A 1,258-nucleotide genomic window follows, 5' to 3' on the forward strand; every position below is an offset into this window, starting at 1 on the left:
GGCTGGTCAGGTGCTTGATGGTGCGTTTGAACTTGGATTGACTTTTCTTATGAAGATTAAGACCACATTTACGGTCGGCTCTTCAGTAGAAGGAGTGTCCAAGATACTTCTTGCCGCAGATGGAACCGACTTCTGTCTTCTCTTTGTTTACTTTCAAGAATAACTTCTTTTCTATAAACTCGGAAATACTATCACGGACTCGCTCCGTTGCCCGAAGACTATGGACAAGGATCAGACAATCATCGGCATAGCGGACAAACGGGTGCCCCCTGCGTTCCAATTCCTGGTCCAACTCATTAAGAAGAATATTGCTCAATATAGGACTCAATGGACCACCTTGGGGGACGCCCTCGGCAGTCTCCGCGTATTTGTGAGATACTACAACTCCTGCATTAAGGTATTTGTGTATCAAAGATATTACACTGCCGTCCTTGACGGTTCGGGATAAGACCTCTATCAGTTTGCTGTGGTTAACACGGTCAAAGAACTTTTCCAAATCCAAACCGATACAGTAGCGATAACCTTGGTCTGCATATTCCTGCACCTTATGCAGTGCATCGTGAGCACTACGATGAGGGCGGAAGCCGAAGCTGTTGTCACTGAACTGAGGTTCGTAAAGCGGTATCAACACTTGGCTGATTGCCTGCTGAACAAAGCGGTCTACCACTGTCGGGATACCTAATGGGCGAGTTTTACCGTTGTCTTTCGGAATTTCTAACCTGCGCACAGGGGACGGACGATACTTCCCCCTGCGTATCTTTTCCAACAATTCGTCTTTATGGAGGGTAAGGTATGGCAACAGTTCGCTCGTCTCCATCTTATCGACACCTCCCACTCCTCCATTCCTTACGACTTGGCGGTATGCCGCATTCAAGTTCGATGGACTTAGAAGGAGTTCCAACAGATTGTTTTCTTCCAATTGCACTTCCACAAGCTGCTCATCTTTTATCTCCATAAAAGTCTGCACTCCCACATACTCGTCGGATGCTGTCCTATCCATTTGTGGGCAGTTCGTTTTACTGATTTTCCGCATTGACTCTTTCATAAAGTATTAAATGGTACTTGTTTGATTAAAAGTTCAGTCCTTCACCGACTGCCGATTTTTTTACCTTGTCGGTTACTATGACCTCTGCTGACTTCTCACGGTTCGTTATTACTGCTTGACTGTATTTATTTATTTTTCCTCGCCCGTGAGACCTCCCCAGTTATGGACATATTCTTTCCATCTTATGTCTGCTTGATTTACTTTGGATGTTCC

General features: G+C 45.4%; 1 protein-coding gene. It reads right to left on the reverse strand.

All coding sequences use genetic code 11. From position 1 onward, the window contains the following. Positions 1-82: 82 nt before the first annotated feature. On the reverse strand, positions 83-1,000 hold the full coding sequence (gene ltrA / locus NBH01_RS26545) for a group II intron reverse transcriptase/maturase (protein WP_225694245.1): 918 nt from the start codon (positions 998-1,000) through the stop codon (positions 83-85). Between the last annotated feature and the right edge of the window lie 258 nt (positions 1,001-1,258).

It is taken from the genome of Bacteroides sp. B1-V-101 (assembly GCF_023656585.1).
GTDB lineage: Bacteria > Bacteroidota > Bacteroidia > Bacteroidales > Bacteroidaceae > Bacteroides > Bacteroides thetaiotaomicron.